Source organism: Pseudomonas putida (assembly GCF_028682395.1).
Classification (GTDB): domain Bacteria; phylum Pseudomonadota; class Gammaproteobacteria; order Pseudomonadales; family Pseudomonadaceae; genus Aquipseudomonas; species Aquipseudomonas putida_AB.
Genome location: NZ_JANHLC010000001.1, coordinates 714,152 through 738,195 on the forward strand (window position 1 = coordinate 714,152; position 24,044 = coordinate 738,195).

22 protein-coding genes are annotated in these 24,044 nt (G+C 60.9%); 9 read left to right on the top strand and 13 right to left on the bottom strand.

What is annotated here, in order from left to right:
* Nucleotides 1–23: 23 nt before the first annotated feature.
* On the bottom strand, nt 24–623 hold the full coding sequence (locus tag NPS46_RS03410; protein ID WP_274104979.1) for an ACP phosphodiesterase: 600 nt from the start codon (nt 621–623) through the stop codon (nt 24–26).
* A gap of 164 nt (nt 624–787) precedes the next feature.
* Here NPS46_RS03410 and NPS46_RS03415 point away from each other — a divergent pair, with 164 nt between their 5' ends.
* The 3 genes from NPS46_RS03415 to NPS46_RS03425 are packed head-to-tail and all read left to right on the top strand — an operon-like array spanning nt 788 to nt 3,357.
* Nucleotides 788–1,090, top strand: coding sequence for an ArsR/SmtB family transcription factor (locus tag NPS46_RS03415; RefSeq protein ID WP_274104980.1), 303 nt, complete (start codon nt 788–790; stop codon nt 1,088–1,090).
* Nucleotides 1,091–1,120: 30 nt separating this feature from the next.
* The gene (locus NPS46_RS03420; protein ID WP_274104981.1) at nt 1,121–2,287 is read left to right on the top strand and encodes an MFS transporter; all 1,167 of its coding nucleotides are present in this window, start codon (nt 1,121–1,123) and stop codon (nt 2,285–2,287) included.
* Between the two features lie 20 nt (nt 2,288–2,307).
* Nucleotides 2,308–3,357: an alkene reductase gene (locus NPS46_RS03425; RefSeq protein ID WP_274104982.1), complete on the top strand. Its 1,050-nt coding sequence runs from the start codon at nt 2,308–2,310 to the stop codon at nt 3,355–3,357.
* A 315-nt stretch (nt 3,358–3,672) separates the two neighbouring features.
* On the opposite strand, the gene NPS46_RS03430 is transcribed toward NPS46_RS03425, so the two are convergent.
* The gene (locus NPS46_RS03430) at nt 3,673–4,305 is read right to left on the bottom strand and encodes a TetR family transcriptional regulator (protein ID WP_274104983.1); all 633 of its coding nucleotides are present in this window, start codon (nt 4,303–4,305) and stop codon (nt 3,673–3,675) included.
* A 261-nt stretch (nt 4,306–4,566) separates the two neighbouring features.
* Here NPS46_RS03430 and NPS46_RS03435 point away from each other — a divergent pair, with 261 nt between their 5' ends.
* The 4 genes from NPS46_RS03435 to NPS46_RS03450 all read left to right on the top strand — a co-directional run bounded on the left by NPS46_RS03435 (nt 4,567) and on the right by NPS46_RS03450 (nt 11,876).
* Nucleotides 4,567–5,724 (top strand): efflux RND transporter periplasmic adaptor subunit, encoded by a 1,158-nt coding sequence (locus NPS46_RS03435; RefSeq protein WP_274104984.1) that lies wholly within the window; start codon nt 4,567–4,569, stop codon nt 5,722–5,724.
* 3 nt (nt 5,725–5,727) lie between these two features.
* A complete protein-coding gene (gene emhB / locus NPS46_RS03440; RefSeq protein ID WP_274104985.1) occupies nt 5,728–8,895 on the top strand; it encodes an efflux RND transporter permease subunit EmhB in 3,168 nt (1,055 codons plus the stop codon).
* Entirely contained in the window at nt 8,892–10,286 is a 1,395-nt protein-coding gene (locus NPS46_RS03445) for an efflux transporter outer membrane subunit (protein ID WP_274104986.1), read from the top strand. Before emhB ends, NPS46_RS03445 begins: the two co-directional genes overlap by 4 nt.
* Before the next feature lie 315 nt (nt 10,287–10,601).
* Complete coding sequence (locus NPS46_RS03450; protein ID WP_274104987.1) at nt 10,602–11,876, top strand: OprD family porin; 1,275 nt, start codon at nt 10,602–10,604, stop codon at nt 11,874–11,876.
* Nucleotides 11,877–11,964: 88 nt separating this feature from the next.
* On the opposite strand, the gene pcaC is transcribed toward NPS46_RS03450, so the two are convergent.
* From pcaC to pcaR, 8 genes are all read right to left on the bottom strand, one after another.
* Nucleotides 11,965–12,360, bottom strand: coding sequence for a 4-carboxymuconolactone decarboxylase (pcaC, locus tag NPS46_RS03455; protein ID WP_274104988.1), 396 nt, complete (start codon nt 12,358–12,360; stop codon nt 11,965–11,967).
* A 21-nt stretch (nt 12,361–12,381) separates the two neighbouring features.
* Nucleotides 12,382–13,173: a 3-oxoadipate enol-lactonase gene (gene pcaD / locus NPS46_RS03460; RefSeq protein ID WP_274104989.1), complete on the bottom strand. Its 792-nt coding sequence runs from the start codon at nt 13,171–13,173 to the stop codon at nt 12,382–12,384.
* Between the two features lie 11 nt (nt 13,174–13,184).
* Entirely contained in the window at nt 13,185–14,546 is a 1,362-nt protein-coding gene (locus NPS46_RS03465) for a 3-carboxy-cis,cis-muconate cycloisomerase (RefSeq protein WP_274104990.1), read from the bottom strand.
* A gap of 44 nt (nt 14,547–14,590) precedes the next feature.
* Nucleotides 14,591–15,892 carry an MFS family transporter gene (locus tag NPS46_RS03470; protein WP_274104991.1) on the bottom strand — a complete coding sequence of 434 codons (1,302 nt, stop codon included), beginning with the start codon at nt 15,890–15,892 and terminating at the stop codon, nt 14,591–14,593.
* Nucleotides 15,893–16,020: 128 nt separating this feature from the next.
* Nucleotides 16,021–17,226, bottom strand: coding sequence for a 3-oxoadipyl-CoA thiolase (gene pcaF, locus NPS46_RS03475; protein WP_274105385.1), 1,206 nt, complete (start codon nt 17,224–17,226; stop codon nt 16,021–16,023).
* Nucleotides 17,223–18,005: a CoA-transferase subunit beta gene (locus NPS46_RS03480; RefSeq protein ID WP_274105386.1), complete on the bottom strand. Its 783-nt coding sequence runs from the start codon at nt 18,003–18,005 to the stop codon at nt 17,223–17,225. Before NPS46_RS03480 ends, pcaF begins: the two co-directional genes overlap by 4 nt.
* Entirely contained in the window at nt 18,002–18,859 is an 858-nt protein-coding gene (locus NPS46_RS03485) for a CoA transferase subunit A (RefSeq protein ID WP_274104992.1), read from the bottom strand. The genes NPS46_RS03480 and NPS46_RS03485 overlap by 4 nt, the downstream gene beginning before the upstream one ends.
* A 459-nt stretch (nt 18,860–19,318) precedes the next feature.
* Nucleotides 19,319–20,161: a pca regulon transcriptional regulator PcaR gene (gene pcaR, locus NPS46_RS03490; protein WP_274104993.1), complete on the bottom strand. Its 843-nt coding sequence runs from the start codon at nt 20,159–20,161 to the stop codon at nt 19,319–19,321.
* Nucleotides 20,162–20,885: 724 nt separating this feature from the next.
* On the opposite strand from pcaR, the gene NPS46_RS03495 reads away from it, so the two are divergent.
* Together NPS46_RS03495 and NPS46_RS03500 are read left to right on the top strand one after the other, a co-directional pair.
* A complete protein-coding gene (locus tag NPS46_RS03495) occupies nt 20,886–21,086 on the top strand; it encodes a hypothetical protein (protein WP_274104994.1) in 201 nt (66 codons plus the stop codon).
* 331 nt (nt 21,087–21,417) lie between these two features.
* The gene (locus NPS46_RS03500) at nt 21,418–22,893 is read left to right on the top strand and encodes an inorganic phosphate transporter (RefSeq protein ID WP_274104995.1); all 1,476 of its coding nucleotides are present in this window, start codon (nt 21,418–21,420) and stop codon (nt 22,891–22,893) included.
* Between the two features lie 185 nt (nt 22,894–23,078).
* On the opposite strand, the gene ccoM is transcribed toward NPS46_RS03500, so the two are convergent.
* The 3 genes from ccoM to NPS46_RS03510 form a co-directional block, all read right to left on the bottom strand.
* Nucleotides 23,079–23,189, bottom strand: coding sequence for a cytochrome c oxidase subunit CcoM (gene ccoM, locus NPS46_RS25185; protein ID WP_337994231.1), 111 nt, complete (start codon nt 23,187–23,189; stop codon nt 23,079–23,081).
* A 143-nt stretch (nt 23,190–23,332) separates the two neighbouring features.
* Entirely contained in the window at nt 23,333–23,494 is a 162-nt protein-coding gene (locus NPS46_RS03505) for a hypothetical protein (protein WP_092267318.1), read from the bottom strand.
* 80 nt (nt 23,495–23,574) lie between these two features.
* The gene (locus tag NPS46_RS03510) at nt 23,575–23,916 is read right to left on the bottom strand and encodes an aspartate-semialdehyde dehydrogenase (RefSeq protein ID WP_274104996.1); all 342 of its coding nucleotides are present in this window, start codon (nt 23,914–23,916) and stop codon (nt 23,575–23,577) included.
* Nucleotides 23,917–24,044 lie beyond the last annotated feature (128 nt).

Sequence of the window (24,044 nt, forward strand, 5' to 3'; positions counted from 1 at the left end):
CACTCAGGTACCAGGGCGCAGCACTAAACGCCAGGCTGGGCGCCAGCAGTGCCCAGCTCAATCTGCGAGAAGACTTGCAACTGCGGATAGAACTGCCGGAAATCCTCGCTCAAGGGCTCGTAGAGCTGGCGCAGCTCGCTCATCGCCCCGGCCAACTCCTCCGGTCGCGACAGGCGTCGGGCAATGCCCTTGAGCACCGGCTCCAGCACTGCAAACTCGCGGTAGGAGCCCAGCCAGTCATGGGCCACCATCTGCGGCGCAATGGCCGCCAGGCGCCCGGGCAGGCACGGCTCCTCGACCAGTAGGCGATAGACGTCGCCGGTAAAGCTGTCCAGCGAACGATCGGCATACTGCGCCCAGTCACGGGCCAGGCAATGATCGAAAAACACATCCAGAACGATGCCGGCATAACGCCGCCGCGTACTGACAAACCGCGACAGCGCCTGATCGACCAGCGCATGGCTGTCCGTAAAGCGGTCGATACGGCGATGCAACTGGATAGCCGCCTCAAGCGGCGGGCTGAATTGCCCCTGCAGGCGCCCCTTGACGAAATCGCCGTAAAGGCTGCCGAGCAGTTGTTCCGGGCACTGACCGCCCAGGTGGAGATGTGCGAGGTAGTTCATTGAGGCAGCTTAGCACCGCACTGCTTAGCCCTCACTATATCGTTATAACCCGATATAGCGATTTACGCTGAGCTCAGATCAAATACATATTGGTATATCGCGAAATACCGATTTATATTTCGCCCCATCGCGATATAACGTTTTATCCAACCCGAGCAACCGCCATGCCCCTTGACCTCGACGAAATAATAAAAGCCCTGGCACACCCAGTACGGCGAGACATCCTCAACTGGCTGAAAGACCCGGCCGTGCAGTTTCCCGACCAGGAGCACAACACCGACAACGGTGTGTGCGCCGGGCAGATCGATCAACGCTGCGGCCTGTCGCAGTCGACCGTTTCGGCTCACCTGGCGACGCTGCAACGGGCTGGACTGATCAGCAGCCAGAAGATCGGCCAATGGCATTTCTTCAAACGTAACGAGGAAACCATCCAGGCCTTCCTCCGCACTATCAGTCAAGAGCTCTGAGCCCAGGCTCGAACGCTCAATAGGATCCCCATGCCCCTCTCGCTCCTCATACTGGCCTTGAGCGCCTTCGCCATCGGCACCACCGAGTTCGTCATCATGGGCCTGTTGCCCGACGTGGCAACGGACCTGGGCGTGTCGATCCCCGGCGCTGGCTGGCTGGTGACCGGCTACGCCCTCGGGGTCGCCATCGGCGCGCCGTTCATGGCGCTGGCTACCGCCAAACTTCCCCGCAAGGCCGCACTGGTGGCCTTGATGGGCATTTTTATCATCGGCAATCTGCTCTGCGCCCTGGCCAGTGACTACGACGTGCTGATGTTCGCTCGCGTAGTAACAGCCCTTTGCCATGGCGCCTTCTTCGGCATTGGCTCGGTGGTGGCGGCCAATCTGGTCCCGGCCAACAAGCGGGCCTCGGCCGTGGCCCTGATGTTCACCGGCCTGACCCTGGCCAATGTGCTCGGCGTCCCCCTGGGTACCGCCCTGGGCCAGGTGCATGGCTGGCGCTCGACCTTCTGGGCGGTGACCGTGATCGGTATCGTCGCGCTGATCGGCCTGATCCGCTTCCTGCCCAACAAGCGTGACGAGGAAAAACTCGATATGCGTGCCGAACTGGCTGCCCTCAAGGGCGCCGGGATCTGGTTGTCGCTGAGCATGACCGTGCTGTTCTCAGCCTCGATGTTCGCCCTGTTCACCTACGTTGCCCCGCTGCTGGGCGATGTGACCGGCGTCTCCCCGCGTGGCGTGACCTGGACCCTGCTGCTAATCGGCCTGGGCCTGACCCTCGGCAACATTATTGGCGGCAAGCTGGCGGACAAGCGCCTGGCCGCCACGCTGATCGGCGTCTTTATCGCCATGGCGGTGATTTCCACGGTACTGAGCTGGACCAGCGTCGCACTGATCCCGACCGAAATCACCCTGTTCCTCTGGGCCATGGCTTCGTTCGCTGCCGTACCGGCCTTGCAGGTCAACGTGGTGACCTTTGGCAAGGCCGCACCGAACCTGGTCTCGACCTTGAACATCGGCGCCTTCAACCTCGGCAACGCCCTGGGCGCCTGGGTCGGCGGCAGCGTGATCGCCCATGGCTTCGGCCTGACCAGCGTGCCCCTGGCCGCAGCAGCCCTGGCGGTCCTGGCGCTCCTCGTCACCCTGATTACCTTTCGCCAGGGCGGCAATGCCGAACTGGCCCCTGCTACCAACTGATCATCTAGAGGGTTGTACACATGACGACTATTTTCGATCCGATCAAACTGGGCGACCTCGAATTGCCGAACCGCATCATCATGGCGCCGCTGACCCGCTGCCGCGCCGATGAAGGCCGCGTCCCCAATGCCCTGATGGCCGAGTATTACGTGCAACGCGCGTCGGCCGGCCTGATCCTGAGTGAGGCCACCGCCGTCACGCCGATGGGCGTTGGCTACCCCGACACCCCGGGGATCTGGTCCAACGACCAGGTGCGCGGTTGGAGCAATGTGACCAAGGCGATTCACGGCGCGGGCGGTCGAATCTTCCTACAGCTGTGGCACGTAGGACGGATTTCCCACTCCACTTACCTAAACGGTGAGGCGCCAGTAGCGCCTAGCGCCATCGCCGCCCAGGGCCATGTCAGCCTGGTGCGCCCGATGGTCGACTACCCGACACCGCGCGCCCTGGAAACCGCTGAAATCGCCGATATCGTCGACGCATACCGCACCGGAGCAGAAAATGCCAAAGCGGCGGGCTTCGATGGCGTGGAAATCCACGGCGCCAACGGCTATCTGCTCGACCAGTTCCTGCAAAGCAGCACCAACCAGCGCACCGACCAATACGGCGGCTCCCTGGAAAACCGCGCACGCCTGCTGCTGGAAGTCACCGACGCGGCCATCGAAGTCTGGGGCGCCGGCCGGGTTGGCGTGCACCTGGCGCCACGGGGTGACTCCCACAGCATGGGCGACGACAACCCACTGGAAACCTTCAGCTATGTCGCGCGTGAGCTGGGCAAGCGCGGTATCGCCTTTATCTGCTCGCGTGAGAAAGAAGGTCCCGACAGCATCGGCCCGCAATTGAAGGAAGCCTTTGGCGGCCCGTACATCGCCAATGAGCGCTTCACCAAAGACAGCGCCAACGCCTGGATCGCCAGCGGCAAGGCTGATGCAGTGGCCTTTGGTGTGCCCTTTATCGCCAACCCGGACCTGGTCGCTCGCCTGAAGGCTGATGCACCGCTCAACGCACCGCATCCAGAAACCTTCTATGGCAAAGGACCGGTGGGATACATCGACTATCCAACGCTGTAAAAGCACTGGCGCAGAGACACAAAAGCCCCGGCCGATAACGCCGGGGCTTTGGTTTACAAGGAGAGTTATCGCAGCCTGCCAGCGCCGGCTCAATAAGTGCTGCTCTGTCGTAGGGTCAAGTCCGAATACCTGCGCGCTTCACTTGGAAATTGCACTTATTTACAGGCTCACAACAATTCCCCTACAAAATACTCGGCCTGACAACTACCGTCTGTGCAGGGCGCGGTATATAAAGACGCCCCGCCATTCAACCTATAGTTCTACTGCAGACCTACTTTTGTATTGACATCAGCCGACACGGTTACGCATTTTGAATCAATTGCGTAGGCTAGGGCTGAAACGCAGCATATCCAGCCCCATGTCGACCCAGCGTTCCGCGTCCTTGTGTAGCTGAAAGCTGTCCGGTACCAGCAACCATTGACCAAGGATGCCGTTGATGTACGCATGCACACTGATCGCCGCCCGGACAACATCGAGATCGTCAGGCAACTGTCCGCGATTCACGGCATTGCGCAAGGTCAAGCCGATGCGGACATTACAGTCCAGGCTGGCGGTTTGACGCTGACGCCGCAAGTCACACATTTCATCGGTGAACTCGCACTTATGAAACAAAATCTCATTAATTCGCCGGGTCTTTGGGTCCAGGGCAACTTGATGAAACAACCGAATCAGCAGCTTGCGCATACAGCCCAGCGGGTCCATCTCCTCCTCGCTCTCGCCGGCTTTCGCCAGTTCGTCGAGCGGTTCGTGCAGCGTATCCAGCATGGCCTGGACCAGATCAGCCTTATTACTGAAGTGCCAATAGATCGCCCCGCGAGTCACGCCCGCCATGGCCGCGATATCCGCCAGGGTCGTACGAGCCACGCCGCGCTCATAGAACGCTTTCTCGGCGGCTTCAAGGATCTGGTGGCGCGTTTCCTGCGCTTCCTCTTTAGTACGACGGACCATGGCAATACAACCTCAATCAGGGAGCCCAGGCCATGACTGTCAATGACCTGAACCGTTATCCGGGCGGCGTTTGTAATGCCTTGCTCCGGGCCTACACTTCGTTGTTTGTACCTGTAGCGTGCCTGAATCGATACAGTGCCCGGCTATTTACAAACAACCATGAACGTAAGTATATTCCTTAGCAAGCTACTTATCCAGCTGCACCCTTTTATCCTTCCACTTTTCCGGTGTGCTATTCGGACGCCTGACCCGAGGATCTCCATGCAACTCAAGCCAGCTGTTACCGCCCTGGTTACTGCCCTCGCCCTGGCATCGCTGCTCAGCGGATGCAAGAAGGAAGAGGCGGCCCCTCCCGCACAAATCCCTCAGGTCGGTGTGGTCACCCTGCACCCACAAGCCTTCACCCTGACTTCCGAACTCCCTGGCCGGACCACTGCGTACCGCATCGCGGAAGTTCGACCACAGGTCAATGGCATTATTCTCAAGCGCTTGTTCAAGGAAGGCGGCGACGTCAAGGCCGGCCAACAGTTGTATCAGATCGATCCGTCGATCTATGAAGCGACACTGAAAAGCGCCGAAGCCAACCTACAGTCGACCAAGTCGATCGCTGATCGCTACAAGCAACTGGTCAGCGAGCAAGCCGTAAGCCGTCAGGAATACGACACGGCCATGGCCAACCGCCTGCAATCGGAATCCGCCCTGCAAACCGCACAGATCAATCTGCGCTACACCAAGGTGCTGGCGCCGCTGTCCGGACGCATCGGTCGCTCCAATGTGACCGAAGGCGCGCTGGTCAGCAACGGCCAAGCCAACGCCATGGCGGTCATCCAACAGCTCGACCCGATCTACGTCGATGTCACGCAGTCCTCGGTAGAGCTGCTGGAGCTGCGCCGCGAACTGCAGAGCGGCCGCCTGCAACGCGCGGGCGACAATGCCGCCTCGGTCAAGCTGACCCTGGCCGATGGTAGCCAATATGGCCTGGACGGCAAGCTGGAGTTCTCTGAAGTCAGCGTCGACGAGACCACCGGTTCGGTGACGCTGCGCGCGATCTTCCCCAACCCTGAACACCTGCTGCTGCCTGGCATGTTCGTCCACGCCCAATTGCAGGCCGGTGTGAACAACGCGGCGATTCTGGCCCCGCAACAGGGGGTGACCCGCGACCTCAAAGGCCAGCCAACCGCGCTGGTCGTCAACCAGGATAACAAGGTGGAACTGCGCCAACTGCAAGCCAGCCGCACCGTCGGCAGCCAATGGCTGGTGGAGAAAGGCCTTAACGCCGGCGACCGCGTAATTACCGAAGGTCTGCAATTCGTCAAGCCAGGCGTTGAAGTCAAGGCCACCGAGGCCACCAACGTCAAGCCAGCCAACCCGGCCACTGCTCCGGCAACAGATAAAGCCGCGGGTAGCAAAGGGGAGTAAACCATGTCGAAATTTTTTATCGACCGTCCGATCTTCGCCTGGGTTATCGCCCTGGTGATCATGCTGGTCGGGGCTCTATCGATCCTCAAGCTCCCCATCAACCAATACCCGAGCATCGCGCCACCCGCCATCGCGATCTCCGTGACCTATCCGGGTGCTTCTGCACAAACCGTGCAGGACACCGTGGTTCAGGTGATCGAGCAGCAACTCAACGGTATCGACAACCTGCGTTATGTCTCCTCGGAAAGTAACTCCGACGGCAGCATGACCATTACCGCTACCTTCGAGCAGGGCACCAACTCCGACACCGCCCAGGTTCAGGTCCAGAACAAGCTGAACCTGGCCACGCCGCTATTGCCGCAGGAAGTGCAGCAACAAGGTATCCGTGTCACCAAGGCCGTGAAGAACTTCCTGCTGGTGATCGGTGTGGTGTCCGAAGACGGCAGCATGTCCAAGGACGACCTGTCCAACTACATCGTGTCCAACATGCAGGACCCGGTCTCGCGGACCGCCGGTGTAGGTGACTTCCAGGTGTTCGGTGCCCAGTACGCCATGCGTATCTGGCTCGATCCGGCCAAGCTGAACAACTACGCCCTGACCCCCGTAGACGTGAAAGCCGCCATCGCGGCGCAGAACGTTCAGGTGTCCTCCGGCCAACTGGGTGGCCTGCCAGCCGTCGCCGGCCAGCAGTTGAACGCCACCATTATCGGCAAGACCCGCCTGCAAACTGCCGAGCAGTTCAAGGCGATCCTGCTGAAAGTGAACAAAGATGGCTCCCAGGTACGCGTCGGTGATGTCGCCGACGTCGCCCTGGGCGGTGAAAACTACAGCGTCAGCGCCCAGTTCAACGGCAAGCCGGCCTCCGGTCTCGCGGTGAAACTGGCCAACGGCGCCAACGCCCTGGACACTGCCAAAGCCCTGCGCAAGACCATTGCCGACCTGGAACCCTTCTTCCCCCAAGGGATGAAAGTGGTGTTCCCGTACGACACCACCCCAGTGGTGACCGAGTCGATCTCCGGGGTAGTCCACACCCTGATCGAAGCGATCGTGCTGGTGTTCCTCGTGATGTTCCTGTTCCTGCAGAACTTCCGCGCTACGGTGATTACCACCATGACCGTGCCGGTCGTATTGCTCGGGACGTTCGGGATCCTCGCGGCCTTCGGCTTCAGCATCAACACCCTGACCATGTTCGGTATGGTGCTGGCCATCGGCTTGCTGGTGGACGACGCCATTGTCGTGGTGGAAAACGTCGAACGGGTCATGAGCGAGGAAGGTCTCTCGCCCAAGGAAGCCACCAAGAAATCCATGGAGCAAATCCAGGGCGCCTTGGTCGGTATTGCCCTGGTACTGTCGGCGGTCTTGCTGCCGATGGCCTTCTTCAGCGGCTCTACCGGGGTGATCTACAAGCAGTTCTCGATCACCATCGTCTCGGCCATGGCCCTGTCGGTTCTGGTCGCCCTGATTTTCACCCCGGCCCTGTGCGCAACCATGCTCAAAGCCATTCCCAAGGGTGAGCACGGCACGCCGAAACGCGGCTTCTTCGGCTGGTTCAACCGCAGCTTCGACCGTGGCGTCAAAAGCTACGAGCGGGGTGTCGGCAACATGCTGGCCCACAAGGCGCCGTACCTGCTGGCCTACCTGATTATCATCGTCGGCATGATCTGGCTGTTCACCCGGATTCCAACGGCGTTCCTGCCGGAAGAAGACCAGGGCGTACTGTTTGCCCAGGTGCAGACACCCGCCGGGTCCAGTGCCGAGCGTACACAGGTCGTCGTCGATGAAATGCGCGAGTTCCTGCTCAAGCCGAGCGCCGAGGGTGGCGAAGGCGATGCCGTGGCCTCGGTGTTCACCGTGACCGGCTTCAACTTCGCCGGCCGTGGCCAGAGTTCGGGCATGGCCTTCATCATGCTCAAGCCATGGGGTGAACGAAACGCCGATAACAGCGTGTTCAAGCTTGCCCAGCGCGCCCAAATGCACTTCTTCAGTTTCCGCGACGCCATGGTGTTTGCCTTCGCGCCACCGGCAGTACTGGAGTTGGGTAACGCCACCGGTTTCGACGTGTTCCTGCAGGACCGCGCCGGTATCGGCCACGAAAAGCTGATGGCCGCTCGTAACCAGTTCCTCGGCATGGCCGCACAGAGCAAGGTGCTGACCCAGGTCCGTCCGAACGGGTTGAACGACGAACCGCAGTATCAGTTGACCATCGACGACGAGCGCGCCAGTGCCCTGGGCGTCACGATCTCGGACATCAACAGCACGCTGTCGATTGCCCTGGGCAGTAGCTACGTCAACGACTTTATCGACCGCGGTCGTGTGAAGAAGGTCTATATCCAGGGTCAAGCCGGCTCACGCATGAGCCCCGAAGACCTGAAGAAATGGAACGTACGCAACAGCGCCGGGACCATGGTGCCGTTCTCCTCCTTCGCCAAGGGCGAATGGATCTACGGTTCGCCGAAACTGGCGCGTTACAACGGCGTGGAAGCCATGGAAGTGCTCGGTGCACCGGCGCCCGGCTACAGTACCGGTGAAGCCATGGCGGAAGTCGAGGCCCTGGCCGCGAAACTGCCGGCCGGTGTCGGTATTTCCTGGACCGGTCTGTCCTACGAGGAACGCCTCTCCGGTTCCCAGGCACCTGCGTTGTACGCCTTGTCGCTGCTGATGGTGTTCCTCTGCCTGGCAGCACTGTACGAAAGCTGGTCGATTCCGATCGCGGTCATGCTGGTGGTACCGTTGGGGATCATTGGTGCCCTGCTGGCGACCAGCCTGCGCGGCCTGTCCAACGACGTGTACTTCCAGGTCGGCCTATTGACGACCATCGGCCTGGCGGCGAAGAACGCCATCTTGATCGTGGAGTTCGCCAAGGAACTCCACGAGCAGGGTCGCAGCCTGGTCGATGCGGCAATCGAAGCCTGCCGTATGCGTCTGCGACCGATTATCATGACGTCGCTGGCCTTCGTCCTCGGTGTTGTGCCGCTGGCGATCTCCACCGGCGCCGGCTCGGGTAGCCAGCATGCAATCGGTACAGGCGTTATCGGCGGGATGATCACCGCCACCGTACTGGCGATTTTCTGGGTACCGTTGTTCTTCGTGACCGTTTCTTCGATTGGCGCGGGCAATAGCAAGAAAAAATCAGACTCCACCGAAACTCCAAGCAACGAGGCTGGCCAATGAGCAAGTCCCTTTTGTCCCTCGCAATCGCCGCCTTCGCGCTAAGTGGTTGCTCGCTGATACCGGATTACCAGCGTCCCGACGCTCCGGTCGCGGCGCAGTACCCGCAAGGCCCGGCGTACTCGCCGGCCGACTCGGCGAATGTCGCAGCTGCCGAGCAGGGCTGGCGCCAGTTCTTCAAGGACCCGGCCCTGCAGCAACTGATCCAGATCGCCCTGGAAAACAACCGCGACCTGCGGGTCGCGGCGCTGAACATCGACGCGTACAGTGCGCAGTACCGCATCCAGCGTGCAGATCTGTTCCCGGCGGTCTCCGCCGATGGCAGCGGCAGCCGTCAACGGGTTCCGGCGCGCGCCTCGCAGACCGGCGAGTCGAGCATCACCAGCCAGTACTCGGCAACACTCGGGGTCAGCTCGTATGAGCTGGACCTGTTCGGCCGTGTGCGCAGCCTTAGCGAGCAGGCGCTGCAGACCTACTTCGCCAGCGAGGAAGCCCGCCGCACGACCCAGATCAGCCTGGTGGCCAGTGTTGCCAACGCCTATCTGACCTGGCAGGCCGACAAGGAACTGCTGAAGCTGACCCAGGAAACCCTGAAAACCTACGAGGAGAGCTACAAGCTCACCTTGCGCAGCAGCGAAGTCGGCGTGGCCTCGGCCCTCGACCTCAGCCAGTCGCGCACGGCGGTCGAAGGCGCGCGGGTCAAGCTGGCGCAGTACCAGCGCCTGGTTGCCCAGGATCAGAACAACCTGACCGTGCTGCTCGGCACCGGGCTGCCGTCCGACCTGTTGCAACGCCGCCCGGACATTCTCGGCGCCGAGCATCAACTCAAGGCAGCCAATGCCAATATCGGCGCGGCCCGGGCTGCGTTCTTCCCGAGCATCAGCCTGACCGCCAACGCCGGTTCGCTTAGCCCAGACTTATCCGGTCTGTTCGACGGCGGCTCGGGCACCTGGTTGTTTGCACCGAAAATCAATCTGCCGATCTTCAACGCGGGCGCACTGCGGTCCAGCCTGGACTACTCGAAAATCCAGAAGGACATCAGCGTCGCCAACTACGAGAAAGCGATTCAGACCGCCTTCCAGGAAGTCTCCGACGGCCTGGCGGCACGCCAAACCTTCAACCAGCAGTTGCAGGCACAGCGTGACCTGGTCGCCGCGAACCAGGATTACTACCGCCTGGCCGAGCGTCGCTACCGGATCGGTGTCGACAGCAACCTGACGTTCCTCGACGCCCAGCGTTCGCTGTTCAGTGCCCAGCAATCGCTAATCAGCGATCGTCTGTCGCAGCTGACCAGCGAGGTCAACCTGTACAAGGCCCTGGGTGGCGGTTGGTACGAGCAGAGCGCGCAAAACACGCCGATCTCCGAAGAGCCGCCGAAGCTCAAGCTGTTCTGAGCCAAGCGTTGAAAAAACCCACCTGACGGTGGGTTTTTTTATGCCTGGCGCCCCTGGAAACCCCACCCCGAGATTCCTCCCTGTTTCGTTCGTTAATCGCCCAAAACCCGTTTTTCGCGATTGAAGGCCCTTGACGATGCCCCGCACCATTCCCCCATGCACCCAGATCAATAACAACAGGCTCCCTCCATGATTCAGCGCCCTACCCTCTCCGGCTAGCCTCGCCGTTCACCTCACTGTGTTTAACCGACCGCCTGCAACGCACGTTTGCGGGAGCGTCCTGTTTCGTCCCTAACAATTAGAGAGACCTTGTCCATGAAGCCATTTAACCGCCACTTCGTTCCTTCCCGCGCCCTGCTGCCGAGCTTGCTGGCCGTCAGTATTGCCGGCGCGGCCTTGCCAGCCATGGCCGAGGAACAGGGTTTTGTCGAAGATGCCCAGGTCAACCTCAACCTGCGCAACTTCTACTTCAACCGCAACTTCACCAACCCGACCAAGGCCCAGGGCAAGGCCGAGGAATGGACCCAGAGTTTTATCCTCGACGCCAAGTCCGGCTTTACCCAGGGCACGATCGGCGTGGGTCTGGACGTACTCGGGATGTACTCGGTGAAGCTCGACGGCGGCCGTGGTACGTCCGGCACCCAGTTGCTCCCAGTATCCGCCGACGGGCGTCCGGCCGATAACTTCGGGCGCCTGGGGGTGGCATTCAAAGCCCGGCTATCGCAGACCGAGCTGAAGGTCGGCGAATGGATGCCAGTGCTGCCCATCCTGCGCTCGGACGACGGCCGCTCGCTGCCGCAGACCTTTCGTGGCGGGCAAATCACCTCGAAGGAAATCACCGGCCTGACCTTGTACGGCGGCCAGTTCCGCGCCAACAGCCCGCGTGACGATTCGAGCATGAACGACATGTCGATGAACGGAAAAGCCGCCTTCACCTCCGACCGCTTCAATTTCCAGGGTGGCGAGTACGCCTTCAATGACAAGCGCACCCAGGTCGGCCTGTGGAACGCCCAGCTCAAGGACATCTACAGTCAGCAGTTTCTCAATCTGACCCACAGCCAGCCGCTGGGTGACTGGACCCTGGGGGCCAACCTGGGCTTCTTCTATGGCAAGGAGGACGGCAGTGCACGGGCGGGCAATATGGACAACAAGACCTGGTCCGGGCTGTTCTCCGCCAAATACGGCAGCCACACCCTCTACCTGGGCCTGCAGAAACTGACGGGCGACACCGCCTGGATGCGGGTCAATGGCACCAGCGGCGGGACCCTGGCCAACGACAGCTACAACTCCAGCTACGACAATGCCAAGGAAAAGTCCTGGCAACTGCGCCACGACTACAACTTCGCAGGCCTGGGTGTACCGGGCCTGACGCTGATGAACCGCTATATCAGCGGTGACAACGTACACACCTCAACCGTCAGCGACGGCAAGGAGTGGGGTCGCGAAACCGAGCTGGCGTACACCGTGCAGAGCGGTGCGCTGAAGAACCTCAATCTGAAATGGCGTAACTCGAGCATGCGGCGCAGCTACAACAACAACGAGTTCGATGAGAACCGCGTGATCGTCAGCTACCCGTTGAATCTGCTGTAGAGGCTCGCCGAAGGCTCGCCAGCCAGTTCGTTCTTGCAGGATAAAACCAGAACCTACAAGGGCGAGCTGGCCGGCGATCAAGCACCGACTACCCTTCGCGCGATTCCACGCCCAATTCGTCCCACACCGATTCAGCCAGGTGGAAGGTCGCGTTGGCCGCCGGAATACCGCAATAGATTGCGCTCTGCATCAGCACCTCCTTGATCTCGGCCCGTGTCACGCCATTGTTGGCGGCGGCCCGCAGGTGCAGCTTGAGCTCTTCATTGCGATTCATGCCGATCAACATGGCGATGGTGATCAGGCTACGGGTATGACGAGGCAATCCCGGGCGCGTCCAGATATCACCCCAGGCATGGCGGGTGATCATTTCCTGAAACTGCGAGTTGAACTCGGTCAGCGCATTGAGGCTACGGTCGACATGGGCATCGCCCAGTACCGCGCGGCGCACTTGCATGCCTTCGGCATAACGTTGTTTTTCGTCCACGAACAGTGTTCCTCGAATGCGTTACTTGGCCTGCAGGAAGCTCAGTACGCGGTCGCTGAACAGCGCACCGGCCTGCACGTTGGACAAATGGGCCGCACGGAACTCCGCGTACTCGGCCCCCTTGACTCGCTCCTGGATAAACAGCCCACCGGACGGCGGTGTCACCGCATCTTCGGTGCCGCTGATCACCAGCAATGGCACCTCGATAGCGCCCAACTGATCACGGAAATCGGCATCGCGCACGGCGGCACAGTTGGCTGCATACCCCTGGGGCGATGTGGCGGCAAGCATATCGGTAATGCGCTTGGCCTGGTCCGGATGGGCCTCGGCATAGTCCGGCGTGAACCAGCGCGCAATCGACGCATCACGCAAGGCGACCATAGCCGCCGAACCGTCGCGCAGCACCATTTCAATGCGCGGATCCCAAATGGCCGGCTCGCCGATCTTTGCCGAAGTGTTGCACACCACCAGCTTGTGCAGACGCTCGCCGGCATTGATGCCCAGCCACTGGCCGATCAGCCCGCCCATGGACAGGCCGCAGAAATGCGCCCGCTCGATATTCAACGCATCCAGCAAAGCCAGGACGTCACCGCCCAGTTGTTCGATGCTGTACGGCCCCTCGCTGACCAGCGAGCGCCCGTGGCCGCGGGTGTCATAGCGCAGCACGCGAAAGTGCTCGGCAAAGGCCGGAATCTGCGTGTCCCACATGCCCAGGTCGGTTCCCAGGGAGTTGGACAGCACGAGTACCGGCGCCTCTTGCGGGCCGTCGAGTTGGTAGTGCAGTTCACCTTCGGCCAGTTGTACGAATCCCACAGTCATCTCCTTCAGACAGTCAAAGCGTTATGTTCGGCCACGGCACGCGTGACCCAGGTTCGGGCCTGGCCCAGGTAATGCGCCGGATCCAGCAAACGATCCAGCTCGGCGGCGGACAGTTGGGCCGTTACTTGCGGCTCATCGCCCAGTACCGCGCGCAGATGCCGTTGTTCGGCCACCGCGCGCTTGCAGCATTGTTCCAATAGATGGTGCGCGGTCTCGCGCCCCAGGCGCTGGGCCAGGACAATACTGACCGCTTCGGCCAGCACCAGGCCCTGGGTCAGGTCGAGATTGCGCCGCATGCGCACCGCATCGACCTCCAGGCCTTCGCTGACAATCAGCGCCTGCTTGAGCGCACCCGAGACCAGGCAGCCTATCTGCGGCAGGGTTTCCCACTCCGCATGCCACAGCCCCAGGCTGCGCTCATGCTCCTGGGGCATGGCACTGAACAGGGTCGCCAGCAACCCCGGCACCCGGGTCGCCGCGCCGATCAGCACCGCGCACCCGACCGGATTGCGCTTATGCGGCATGGTCGAGGAACCGCCCTTGCCCGGCGCCGAAGGCTCGAAGGCTTCGCCGGCCTCGGTCTGCATCAACAGACTGAGATCACGCCCCAGCTTGCCCAGGCCACCGGCGATCAAGCCCAGTACCGAGCCAAATTCCACCAGGCGATCACGCTGGGTGTGCCAGGGTTGCTCGGGCAGGCTCAACTGCAGCTCTTCGGCCAGGGCCTGGGCCACCGGCATGGCGTGTTCGCCAAGCGCCGCAAGGGTGCCGGACGCGCCGCCAAACTGCAGCACCAGCAAACGCGGCGCGAGTTCTTGCAGGCGTTGTCGACTGCGCGTGACAGCGCCCAGCCAACCGGCGATTTTCATCCCCAGCGTGACCGGCGTGGCGTGCTGTAACCAGGTCCGCCCGGCCAGCGGCGTATCGGCATACCGCTCGGCCTGCTCGGCCAGCACTCGGCCGAGGCGTTGCAGATCGGTATCGATCAAGCCCAGGGCCTGGCGCAGTTGCAACACCAGGCCGGTATCCATCACATCCTGGCTGGTCGCGCCCAGATGCACGTAGCGCTCGGCCCCGGCATCGCGGCTCGCGATCTGCTTGCCCAGCGCCTTGACCAAGGGAATGGCCGAGTTGCCCGCCGTGGCAATGGCCTCGCCCAGCTCGAAAAAGTCATACAACGACGCCTGGCACGCCGCCTCGATCGGCGCAACCGCCGCCTCGGGGATCACCCCGACACGGGCCTGCGCGCGGGCCAGGGCGGCTTCGAAATCGAGCATGGCCTGGACCCGGCCATGATCACAGAACACCCCATCCATCTCCTCGGAGGTGAAATAGGCATCGAACAGTTGCTTGCTCGGTCGTTGCATCGCTAACCCTTAGAATCGCGCGCCCCCAGGGGCGCGCTCACTTATCAATGATCGTGGTGCAGGTACGCTGCCTGTCGCGGCAGACGCAGGCTGAACAAAAAGGCAAGCGCCATCATGACGGTCACATACCAGTAGAACGAGTTTTCCATGCCCACGGACTTCAGGCTCAGTGCCACGTACTCTGCCGAACCACCAAATACCGCGTTAGCCACCGCATAAGCCAGGCCCACGCCCAGCGCACGGACCTGGGCCGGGAACATCTCGGCCTTCACCAGCCCGCTGATGGAGGTGTAGAAACTGACGATGGCCAGCGCCAGGGTAATCAGCACAAAGGCCAGAAACGGGCTGGTCACGGTTTTCAGGGTCAGCAGGATGGGTACCGTGCACAGCGTACCCAAGGCACCGAACCAGAGCATGGAATTGCGTCGGCCAATCTTGTCCGAGAGCATGCCGAACAGCGGCTGCATGCACATATACAGGAACAGCGCGCCGGTCATGATGTAACTGGCGGTCTTGGCGTGCATCCCGGCAGTGTTCACCAGATACTTCTGCATATAGGTAGTGAAGGTGTAGAAGATCAGCGAACCACCGGCGGTGTAACCGAGCACGGTGATAAAGGCCACCTTGTGGTCGCGAAACAGCGCCCTGATGCTGCCAGCATCCTTGTCTTCACGGGTTTCCTTGCTGGTGGTTTCCTCCAGGGAACGGCGCAGCAGCAAGGAAATCACCGCCGCAATGGCGCCGATCACAAACGGAATCCTCCAGCCGTAGGCACGCAGTTCATCCTCGGAGAGGAACTGCTGCAGGATCACCACCACCAGCACCGCCAGTAACTGGCCGCCGATCAGCGTGACGTACTGGAAGGATGCAAAGAAGCCACGCTGGCCACGCAACGCCACTTCGCTCATATAGGTCGCCGTGGTGCCGTACTCGCCCCCCACCGACAACCCCTGGAACAGCCGCGCCACCAGCAATAAGGCCGGGGCCCAGGCACCGATGCTGGCGTAGGTCGGCAGGCAGGCGATCACCAGCGAGCCGGCGCACATCATCAGCACCGAGATCATCATCGAATTCTTGCGGCCATGTTTGTCGGCCACCCGGCCGAACAACCAGCCACCAATGGGGCGCATCAAAAAGCCGGCGGCGAACACCCCGGCGGTATTGAGCAACTGCACCGTGGGATCGTCGGAAGGGAAAAAAGCAGGCGCAAAATAAATCGCGCAGAAGGCGTAGACGTAGAAGTCGAACCACTCGACCAGGTTGCCGGATGAAGCCCCGACAATCGCAAAGATCCGTTTGCTGCGCTCTTCTCCGGTGTAATGGATCGCTTGGGTGGGTGTGGTCATGATGGTTCACTCCTGGGGGACAGTTGGAGTCTAGACACACTTTGCAACATCCCCGTTCCACGAAAACAACCACCGGGACCACTTTGCGTGGAAGTCGCCCCGGCGATTGGCGTGTTACTTCGCGAAGATCAAACGCGCTCGATCGCCAGTGCCAGGCCCTGGCCGACCCCGACGCACATGGTCGCCAGACCTTTCTTGCCGCCGGTTTTTTCCAACTGGTGCAGCGCGGTCAGAACCAGACGCGCACCGCTCATGCCCAGTGGGTGACCCAGGGCGATGGCCCCGCCGTTCGGGTTGACCTGCGGCGCATCGTCGGCCAGGCCGAGTCCGCGCAGCACCGCCAAACCCTGGCTGGCAAAGGCTTCATTGAGTTCGATCACATCAAAATCGGCGACCGCTACGCCCAGGCGCTCGGTCAGCTTTTGTACCGCCGGGACCGGGCCAATGCCCATGACCCGTGGCGCAACGCCGGCGCTGGCCATACCCAGAACCCGGGCGCGGGCGGTCAGGCCGTGTTTCTTCACCGCTTCGGCGGAGGCCAGGATCAGCGCAGCCGCACCGTCGTTGACGCCGGACGCATTGCCGGCGGTGACCGTCTTGTCCGGGCCATTGACCGGCTTGAGCTTGGCCAGGGTTTCCAACGAGGTATCGGCGCGCGGATGTTCGTCCTGCTCGACCACCGTCTCGCCCTTTTTATGGGCAATCCGTACCGGCACGATTTCTTCAGCGAAGAAACCGGCCGCTTGGGCCGCAGCGGTGCGCTGCTGGCTGCGCAGGGCAAAGGCGTCCTGATCAGCGCGCGACACCCGGTGATCGTCAGCCACGTTATCCGCCGTCTGCGGCATGGCATCGACGCCATACTGGGCCTTCATCAACGGGTTGATAAAGCGCCAGCCAATGGTGGTGTCTTCCAGCTTCATGTTGCGCGAGAACGCGGCATCGGCCTTGCCCATCACGAACGGTGCGCGGGACATCGACTCGACGCCGCCGGCGATGGCCAGCTCCATCTCGCCACTGGCAATGGCGCGAAACGCCGTGCCAATGGCATCCATACCCGAGGCGCACAGGCGGTTGAGCGTCACGCCCGGCACGCTCTCCGGCAGACCGGCCAGCAGCAACGCCATACGAGCCACGTTGCGGTTGTCTTCGCCGGCCTGGTTGGCGCAGCCCAGGAACACTTCGTCGACCTGGCTCCAGTCCACCGACGGATTGCGCTCCATCAGCGCCTTGATCGGTACCGCGGCCAGATCGTCGGCACGCACGGCAGACAGACCGCCGCCAAAGCGACCGATCGGGGTACGGATCGCATCACAGATGTAAACATCACGCATCAGGCTTCTCCTGGCGCTTGGCCGTGGGCGGCGGCGGTGCGGGCTTCGAGGTCACGCAGCGCGGTCAGCTCGACATCGCTCGGCACGGCAGTGGTTTCAACCTGGTCGGCAAAGCGCACGGCCCAACCGGTGGCAGCCACGACTTGCTCACGGGTGACGCCCGGGTGCAGCGCAGTGACGACAAACTCATGGGTCCCGGCTTCCGGCTCCATGATGCACAGGTCGGTGATGATCCCCACCGGCCCGGCGCCTGGCAGGCCTAGACGCTTGCGCGAGTCGCCGCCTTCGCCATGGCCCACCGAGGTGATGAAGTCGAGCTTGTCGACAAACGAGCGTGCCGACTGCTTGAGGATAATCAGTACGCTCTTCGCCGAGCCGGCGATTTCTGGCGCGCCACCGGCACCCGGCAGGCGGACTTTCGGCGAGAAGTAGTCGCCCACCACGGTGGTATTGATATTGCCGAAGCGGTCGACCTGGGCAGCGCCAAGGAAACCGACGTCAATACGCCCGCCCTGTAGCCAGTAACGGAAGATTTCACCGGTCGGGACCACGGTATCGGCGGTTTCCGCCAGTTCGCCATCACCGATGGACAGTGGCAAGACCGTTGGCTTGGCGCCAATCGGGCCCGATTCGTAGATCAATACCACGTCTGGCGAGGAAGTCAGGCGCGCCAGGTTGGCCGCCTTGGAAGGCAGGCCGATGCCGACAAAGCAGACCGAGCCGTTTTTCAGGCGACGCGCGGCAGCGACGGTCATCATTTCATTGGTGGTGTACGTCATTATTTAGCCTCCGAAGCGCGGGCCAGCTTGGCCTGGAACTCACTGAAATCAGCGGTACCGAGAATGTATTCAGCGATCCAGGCGCTGAAGGTTTCGCGATCGCGAGCAATCGGGTCCCATGCCTGGTAGAAACGGTTGTCACGCTCGGTGTAACCGTGGGCGTAGGACGGATGCGCGCCGCCAGGCACAAGGCACACAGCACTCAGGGCCCAGGTAGGCAGAACGCAGGCATTCATCGGCGCCTGCAGGTCGTCGACAATTTCTTCTACGGTGACGATGCAACGCTTGGCAGCCAGAGCGGCTTCCTTCTGCACCCCCAGGATGCCCCAGAGCAGGACGTTGCCCTTGCGGTCGGCCTTTTGCGCATGAATCACGGTCACGTCCGGACGTACCGACGGCACGGCGGCCAGCACTTCACCGGTAAACGGGCAGGTCACGGTTTTGATCAGTGGGTTGACCTTGGGCAGGTCGGAACCAGCGTAGGCACGCAGTACCGCGAAAGGCAGGCCAGAGGCACCCGCAACGTAGGCATTGGCCAGGTCGGCATGGCTGTGTTCTTCGATTTCCAGCGTATGGGGCCATTGCTTCTCGACGGCATCGCGCAGCCGGTGCAGGGAGCCCACACCTGGGTTACCGCCCCAGGAGAAAATCAATTTGCGTGCACAACCGGAGCCGATCAACTGATCGTAGATCAGGTCGGGGGTCATGCGCACCAGGGTCAGGTCTTTCTTGCCCTGGCGGATGATTTCATGGCCCGCAGCCGTCGGAATCAGGTGAGTGAAACCTTCGAGGGCGATGGTGTCGCCATCGTTGACGAATTGCTTCACGGCATCGTGCAGCGAAAGGATTGCAGCCATGGTCAGTGGACTCCCAGGTTGTAAGCCGACTTGAGGTATAAAAAGGACGCGAGAGGCAGCGTCGAAGTGGATGCAGATTAAGCCGCAGCCAACAGCCAAACAATCCGATAATCGACTAAGCGTTCGATAATCGAACAATTGTTAGCTTGCTATCTCAAGACCTCAAGTGGCATCGGTATGACTCACCCGCCGCTGGCGGCGGGTGAGCCATTTTTATGCCAGGCGACAACATGCGAGCGAAAGGCACCGACCATTGACCAGCCGCTTCAATACTTAATGGACGGGGAAACGAGAAGGCCTAGGGCCGGAACAGGAAAGGCGTATCGGGAAGAGTGCCCATGGAAAAAGCCTCTGTAGTATCGGAGAGGTCATGACCGGCGCATGACACTGCCTGGCAATAGTAAGCCCGGGAAAGCAACGCAATGACGCCCTTTAAAGGATGTGCACTGACCGAACAACTTAAGCGAACAGTTGGGCACTCAACTCGCGGCTGGCGCCCAGCATGCTCGGTAGAAAACGTTGTTCCAGTTCACTGCGGCTCACGCGGCCGGCATGGGTACTGACATTGAGCGCAGCCAGTACCTGGCCCGACGCGTCATAGACCGGCACGGCAATGGAGCGTAAGCCTTGCTCAAGTTCCTGATCGACGATACACCAGCCTTGCTGGCGCACTTGCTGCAGGCATTCGAGCAAGGCTTCTGGCGTGTGCAAGGTCCGGCTGGTCTTGGCCTGCAAGTCGGCGTGATCGAGGTACTCGCGCAGCGACGCATCGTCCAGTGCCGCCAGGAGAATGCGGCCCATGGAGGTGCAATAGGCGGGCAAGCGTCCCCCCACGGACAGGTCTACCGAGATCAGCCGCTGGGTGGTTGCCGAGCGGGCGATATACAGAATGTCGTCACCTTCCAGCGTGGCCATGTTGCACGCTTCGTGAAGCTGCTCGCTCATGCGGTCCAGATAGGGCTGGGCAGAAACGGCCAGGGGCGTGGAGGAGAGATAGGCATGGCCGAGCGTCAGCACCTTGGGCAACAGCGAATAGGTTCGTCCGTCCGTCGTGGCGTAGCCGAGCTTGATCAGGGTATGCAGGCAACGTCGTACAGCCGCGCGGGGAATCTCGGTGCGGTGGCTGATCTGGGCAATGGTCAGGTGGCGCTTGCGCTCCTGAAAGGCCTGCACCACCGCCAGGCCGCGGGCCAGGGATGTCATGAAGTCCGGATCACCGGTGAACGCCTGGATTCGCTTGGCCGGCGAAGCCACGATCGGTGGTGCCGCGGAAGCAAATGAGTTGCGCAGTTGATCGTTCATGACGGGCCCTATAAATGACAGTGTCGTGGTGTATTACAAGCTTGCCGCCCCCACCGGGACAAGCACCAAGCCCTCAATCCGGGCGATTATCGAACGACTGGCCGATAACCGCAATTGACCCCACCTACCGATTGCCTATACTTTTGCCACGCCTTAGTGGCGTCTTGGAGAGACTGGTCAGGTACCCACCAAAGATGCCCGGCACGGCCTCGCCCACGAAGCGAGGCCGTTTTCATATCGAGCCGGCCCTCACGCCCCTCCTCAAGCTTGAAGCTTGCAATAAAGTCCCTATAACTAGCACTGATTAAAAGACTGCCACCCAAACAGCGGGTGTCACACTCACAGGCTAACTTGAATAGGGCCGCGACTTTCAAGTAACGAAACGGCTACACAAAGTTGTGTTTAATGCATCGACTTAACGATAGTCTTGCACGAACCAGCCGCTATAATGCGCGGGTAATAAGCCGTGGCTGCCGAGCCCTTGGGATCCAGTCAGTCCCGACAGAACAACACGCTGCGACAACCGATCAGACGGCCCAACAGGGTTCTATACTGATCAACAGCAACACCGCTCAATGCAAACGCTGTTGCTACGACAGCGAGTTTCTCTGGTGACGTAGCCGAGCGCAGAGTTCTTGTCACTGTGAATGAACAAGGACTTGATTGAAAAAGGCGTCTCCATGATTTCACCAGAACTCATTTCAACTCTTATATAGGTAACACTGTGACGAAAGACGAACTGCGCGCGGAACTTGAGCGCCAGGAGCAACGTTACAAGGACGTTTACGGCGGGGAAATCACCACCTACGCCGCCCAGCCCGACCCGGAACGCAAACCCTGGCGCAAAAAAGCCAGCCTTCTGGACCAGGCATTTGTACTCGAACTGCAAAAAATGGAAAAAGACCTCAAAACGCAGGAGCCCTGAGCGCCTGACGTTAAGGTTTAGCCATTGCCATCCCCCGCCTGCCTCAGCAGGCGGGCAGTCTATGTATTGCCCTGCGCTCCCGCCCAGGTAAGACGCGCCTGCGGGGAAATTTCATACGCTCGTTTCAATCCCCTGCCGCCCCTCTGGGCATCCAGAGCTGATGATAGCGCTCGCAAAATCAAGAACTTGACCCACAGCGCCAAAAACATTCTCTAACGTTTTTCAAGGCTTTTATTTCGTTGAAGAATGTTACCGACCAGCACCTAGTGCATCGATTACCAGGGTTTTCTGGCATAATCGCGCCCCCTTATGACCGGGTCAGAAAACCTTCATGATCGATTTATTCAGCGGACTGGATGCTTGGGTTCTTGTGAGCCTCTTGCTCGCCCTGGCCTTTGTCCTCACCTTCGAGTTCATCAACGGCTTTCATGACACCGCTAACGCGGTAGCCACTGTTATCTACACCAAGGCCATGCCACCCCACCTCGCGGTGTTCTTCTCCGGCGTGTTCAATTTCCTGGGTGTACTGCTGGGCGGCGTGGGCGTGGCGTATGCCATCGTCCATCTGCTGCCGGTGGAGTTGTTGATCAATGTTAATACCGGACATGGCCTGGCCATGGTGTTCTCGTTGCTCGCTGCCGCGATCACCTGGAACCTGGGCACCTGGTACTTCGGTATCCCGGCATCCAGCTCGCACACCCTGATCGGCTCGATCCTCGGCGTCGGCCTGGCCAATGCCCTGATCAACGACATCCCCCTGGGCGATGGCGTCAACTGGCAGAAAGCAGTTGATATCGGCGCCTCGCTGGTGCTCTCGCCGATGGCCGGGTTCCTCGTGGCGGCGCTGGTGCTGATCGGCCTTAAATGGTGGCGCCCGCTGTCCAAGATGCACAAGACGCCGGACCAACGCCGCAAGGTCGACGACAAGAAGCATCCGCCCTTCTGGAACCGCCTGGTCCTGGTGATCTCCGCCATGGCCGTGAGCTTTGTCCATGGCTCCAACGATGGCCAGAAAGGTATCGGCCTGATCATGCTGGTGCTGATCGGTATCGTGCCGGCCCAGTTCGTTCTCGACCTGAACAGCACCACCTACCAGATCGAGCGGACCCGTGACGCGACGCTGCACTTGAACCAGTTCTACCAGCGCAACAGCGATACCCTCAGCGAGTTTCTCGCCCTGGGTAAAAGCGTGAAGGACGACCTGCCCGGCAAGTTCCGCTGCAACCCGCAGCAGACCGAGCCGACCATCAACTCCCTGCTCGACACGCTCAAAGGCGTCTCCGACTACCATTCGCTGCCGGCTGACAGCCGGATCGAAGTACGTCGCTACCTGCTTTGCCTGGACGATACCGCGAAGAAAGTAGGCAAGCTGCCGAACCTCCCCGCCCGTGAAAAGGCCGACCTGGAAAAACTGCGCAAGGACCTGACCGCCACCACCGAGTACGCACCGTTCTGGGTGATCCTCGCGGTAGCCCTGGCCTTGGGCCTGGGGACCATGATCGGCTGGAAGCGTGTGGTCCTGACCATCGGTGAGAAGATCGGCAAGCAGGGCATGACGTATGCCCAGGGCATGTCGGCCCAAATCACCGCCGCCTGCGCGATTGGCATGGCGAACATCTTCAGCCTGCCCGTCTCGACCACCCACGTACTGTCCTCGGGTGTGGCCGGGACCATGGTCGCCAACAAGAGCGGCCTGCAAGGTGGCACCGTGAAGACCATCCTGATGGCCTGGGTACTGACCCTGCCGGCTACCGTCGGCCTGTCTGCGGCACTGTTCTGGGCAGCCTCTACGGCCCTGGGCAACTGATCAGCCGCTGATCTGCAAGGTACGGCCGCCCGGCCGTACCTTGTTTGCCTCTCCCTACCCCCCTACTCCCTGCACCACCGCCCAACGGCGGATGCGCACGCCCGCACTTTTTTCCAGGCAAAAAAAAGGGCAACCGAAGTTGCCCAAAATGCCTTGCGTGCTCGTGAATCCGGAAAGCCTTACGACTATTTGCGTTTGTTGGCGTCTTTCCAGATGAAAATTCCAAATCCAACGAAGAACAGAACCATGAGGCCAACGGTAACTACCCCGGCGATAACCACATTATCTAAAAACATGACGGCCTCCTGCGTTTGCCCTGTTGCGATGGGGCTAAGTTAACGAAAGAGGCGGGAGAGGAAATTGACCGGGGTCAATGCCGCCCCTGGCAGGGCGGGCGGGTGCGGCAATCACTGACTTGCGTCAAGGAATCGCCGGCCATTCAGCGCTTTTTGGGTTTGTTCTTCGGCTTTTTCTTGGGTTTGCCCAGGGGCATGGCCTGCTCGAATGCCTGGCGCACTTCATTCAGGCGCTTGTCATTGAGGTCATGCACGCGCTTGGCGCGCTCGGCATTGAGGTCTATCAGTTTGTCGTCTTGGCTCATGATCGTCGCAAGGTCGCTGTCAGGCTCGAGTAGGTGCCCATAATGGAGCGCGCGCTGGCTGCTGACCAGCCTTGGCCCACCTAGACCTCGACATCCACCCACAGGCCCTGGCGCGGTGCATCGTCGATCAACGGCACCACCGGCACGGTGTTGTCGGCATTGAGTTCATCACCCGGCACCGCCAGGTGCTCTTCGGGGTCCTCGTTGGCCTCCTGCTCGCGTCGCCGCTTGCGCTGCTGGCGTTGCTGTTCTTCCCGCAACAACAGGGAGGCCTGCTCGCTGTCGCGATTCTTCAGGTCGATCGTACTTTCATTGGAGCCAGGCTGAACCGACACCACGGGGGGAATATCCGGGCGCGGCTTGATCGGATCCTGCTGTGAGGTGATCGGCACGACGCTGAGCGGAAGTATCGGTGGCAGCATTGTTTTAGTTCTCCTGTCAGCAGGATGTCGGCTGCGGGCACAAGCACTTGAGCCATTGGTCGAAAACTTGTGACCTAGTTAACACACATCCGTGCCCTGCTTCCGACAAATAGCCCGTCAACCGGGCG